3 protein-coding genes are annotated in these 3662 nt (G+C 41.6%); all 3 read right to left on the reverse strand.

The features are described from left to right. The coding region (locus tag Q0296_RS00830) for a multidrug effflux MFS transporter (protein WP_298035684.1) at positions 1-1120 on the reverse strand (1120 nt) is incomplete at its 3' end. Between the two features lie 111 nt (positions 1121-1231). Further along, positions 1232-1876, reverse strand: coding sequence for a cupin domain-containing protein (locus Q0296_RS00835; protein ID WP_298035685.1), 645 nt, complete (start codon positions 1874-1876; stop codon positions 1232-1234). A gap of 75 nt (positions 1877-1951) precedes the next feature. Beyond that, positions 1952-3662, reverse strand: a 1711-nt coding sequence (mnmC, locus tag Q0296_RS00840) for a bifunctional tRNA (5-methylaminomethyl-2-thiouridine)(34)-methyltransferase MnmD/FAD-dependent 5-carboxymethylaminomethyl-2-thiouridine(34) oxidoreductase MnmC (protein ID WP_298035686.1), incomplete at its 5' end; no start/stop codon positions are given.

Raw genomic sequence — 3662 nt, forward strand, 5'->3', positions numbered from 1 at the left:
GCATACTGCAAGCTAATATAGCTATTGACGTCGAGTAAAAAATGTCACCAAGCCCAACTAATGGCGAGATGATGCCACCTAAGAAAAATGGGCAAAATCCAAGTACTGCCGAGGCTGAGCCAGCGTACTCCCTGCCCTCGTTCATCGCAAGTGATGAGGCCGTTGGTAAGATAAAGCCAGTAAAGAGCAAAAGTAAGAAAAATGCGATGATAACGCCGATCACTTCAAATTTAGAGCAAAGCATGAGTGCAACAAAAATGCTAGCAAACAAGGTGCCAAAAAGCCCAGTTTTTAGCGCTTTGCGTTCATTTATTAGGCTTGCAAGCCTAGCACCTATGACGATGGCTAGACCATTTGCCCCAAAGCAAAAGCCGTAGCTTAATGGACTTAGCGAGTAAAACTCTTGCAAGATAAAAGAAGATGCCGCGATATAGGCAAACATCGCACCCATCGCAAATGTCTGTATCGCGATAAAGAGCATAAATTTCTTTTTTCTTAAAATTTTGCCAAAGACGCCGTAAGTCTGAAGCAAAGGCACTTTTAGGCGATCTCTCTGGTTTAGGCTCTCTTTGAAGTAAAAATTTGCGATAAATAGCACAATGCCAATGATGGTTAATGCCATAAAGATGCCGCGCCAGTCGGTAAATTTAAGTAGCAAGCTGCCACCTATTGGCGAAAGTATCGGAGCAAGGCCATTTACAACCATCATAAGACTAAAAAATTTAGTCATCTCGTGACCCTTGTAAAGGTCGCTCACAACGGCTCTTGAGATAACCAGACTGCCCGCACTTGCAAGCCCTTGGATGATGCGCATAAAGATAAAAAACTGGATATTTTGTGCAAAAAATATAAAAATCGTGCTTATCGTGTAGATGATGAGCGAGATGGTAAGTGGTGTTTTTCGCCCAAATTTATCGCTGATTGGGCCAACTATTAGCTGGCCTATCGCAAGGCCTGCCATCGAGGTTGTAAGGGTTAGCTGGGTTGCTGAAACGCTTGTGCCAAACCACTCAGTTATGGCTGGTAGTGCTGGCAGGTAAAGGTCTGTGACAAATGGGCCAAATGCTGAAAGCGCGCCCAAAAATAGTAGTAAAAATAGTTTGGAATTTTCTTTTTTCATAGCTCTTCTTTAAATTTTAAAGGGATTATATTATGACTTTGCTTTTTGGGTTATTAAGGGTAAATTTAATGTGATTTATAAAAGAGAAAAGCCCTAAAATAGGGCTTATTTTTACATTTTGTCTTTTGTGACGATAAGTAGCATTTTAAATTTGTCTTTCACTTTTAGGCTGTGTGGGATCTTACCTGGAAGCACGATACTATCGCCTTTTACTAAATGAAAACTCTCGTCAGCTATCTTTAAATCAAGCTCGCCATCAAGCGCGATAAGTAGCGCATCGCCAGGGGCAGCGTGAGTTGAGAGCTCTTGGTCTTTGTCAAAACTCAGCAGCGACATTGAGCCATTTTCGTTTTTGACAAGCGTCTTGCTAACTATCTTGCCACTCTCGTAGCTAACGGCATCTGCGAGGCTAAAAACGCTCGCTTTGTCTAAATGATCTATCATAACATTCTCCTTAAAATCTATTAGTAAATATTTTGTCTTCTTTGTAAATTTAAGCTTTCTCCAGGTTTTTGCCTCGATAAGGCAGGCCTCATCGCGTCCAAGCTTCATCTGCTTTTCGCCATACTCAAGCTGTGCTTCGCCATCAATGACGAAGGCAAGGCTGTCTATAAAAAGCATCTCGTGATCAAGCTCCTCGCCCTCGTCAAATGCGTATATATCGACACTTGCGTTTTTGTTTTGAAAGAGCCTTTTACTAACGACGCTTTTTTCAACTATCTTTGTGTCTTTGTTGAGATTGTAAATTTGACTCATTTTCTATCCTTTTTTTTGTGAAGGATTATAATGCAAGTTTTGATAATAGTTCTTAACTTATGTTAAGGAATTTGACTATTTTAGTCCTTTTTTTAGCTTTCTTATCAAAAATCTAGCAGGATGAAGCTCAAAAAATAGCGACCTTTCTATGCAAAGTGGGCGAGCAAGCACAAGATCCGTTATCAAATTTGCTCCAAGTATCGCCGTGCCAAGGCCACGTGAGCCGTGAGCGAAATTTACAAAGAGATTTTTTTCGTAGCTTGCTTTTTGGTTACTATCTTTATTTTTACTCCAAAATAGCCCTTTGTAGTTTTGCTTGTAAAACTCCTCGTCGTGCAAGGCGCCAATTATCGGAAATCTATCTCCACTATAACTTCTATATCCCACACGTGAGCCGATGATGGTTGCTTCTCTGGTGTCAAAAAACTCGCTCACGTCGCTTAAATTTTTAGCATTATCTTCATCTTTTGGCGTGTCGCAAATTTCATTTCTAGCGTAGGTTGCGCCGATGACTTGCACCCCCTTGACGGCTGGGCAGATGTAGCCTTTTGCACTTAGCGGCATAGTATTTTTTAAAACTGGCTTTAGGTGCGTGACTTGACCTCTGACGCTACTTATTTGCATGTCGTAGCCTTTAAAAATTTCACTGCTCTTGCTGCCTGTGCAAAAGACTAAGATATCAGCCTTCAAGCTTTTTTTATTTTTAAATTTAACGCTTATCTTGCCATTTTTCAGGTGCTCTCTGCTCTCAAACTCGTGGTTAAATAAAATTTCAAAGTTACTTGATAGAAATTTGCAAATTTCTTTTGGCCTAGCATAAGCCGCCTCTTTTATAAATATCCCAGGATATGGCTTTAAGCTCTCGTCAAATTTAAAGATTTCCTCTGCGTTTTGACCCCGCCATGAGGCGTATCTTTTAACTAGCTCATCATCAAACGCATAGTCGATGCAGCCATTAAATTTGATGAGGCTTTTTGGCAAATTTGCCTTGTAAAATTTCACTGCTTGCAAAAAGGCATTTATATGCATGCGGCCTAAATTTACCCCGGGCTTCGTAACTAGCGGCATCAAGGCGCCGCAGTGGTTGCCTGAGCCATTTGTCGCAACCTCGCTCTTTGCCTCGGCGATCACCACTTTAAAGCCACTTTTGGCTAGCTCGCTGGCTGTTGCAAGCCCAGCCACTCCTGCTCCTATCACAAGCACTGTTTTGCCTTTTACGCTGGCAACTGGCTCACACCTAGCAAACCAAGCGTCCTTTAAATTTTCATCCTTTTTTTCTAGCACGGCGCTACTCATCTGGCGTTTTCTAGCGTAGCCCTCTTTTAGGCTCAGCAAAAAGCCAGCATTTTTTAGCCCATCTTTTACTATTTTTGCGCACGAGTAGGTTCTAGCTATCGTGCCAACCCTGCTTAGCCTTGCTATCTGCTTAAAGAGCTCCTCGCTCCAGATCGAGCCATTTTTGCTTGGGGCAAAGCCGTCTAAAAACCAGATATCAGCGCTAAAATCAAGCTCAGACAAAATTTGCTCTGCCTCGCCGTAGCAAAGATCAAGGGTGACATTTGGGGTAAAATTTATGCGGTGTATGCCTGAGATTAGCGGTGGATAGAGCGAAACTAGCTTTTTAGCATAAGCTTTAAAAATGCCTAAATTTTCATAGATTTTTAAAAGATCATCTTTGTTAATAGGGCTTTTTTCGATGCTAACAAAGTGAAGTTTTTTGGGGCTAGCTTTAAATTTCTTACAAAGTGTGAAAAAATTTAGCCCAGCGCCAAAGCCGGTCTCAGCG

Origin of the sequence: uncultured Campylobacter sp., from assembly GCF_937890585.1 — a bacterium.
In the GTDB taxonomy this organism is placed as follows: Bacteria; Campylobacterota; Campylobacteria; order Campylobacterales; family Campylobacteraceae; genus Campylobacter_A.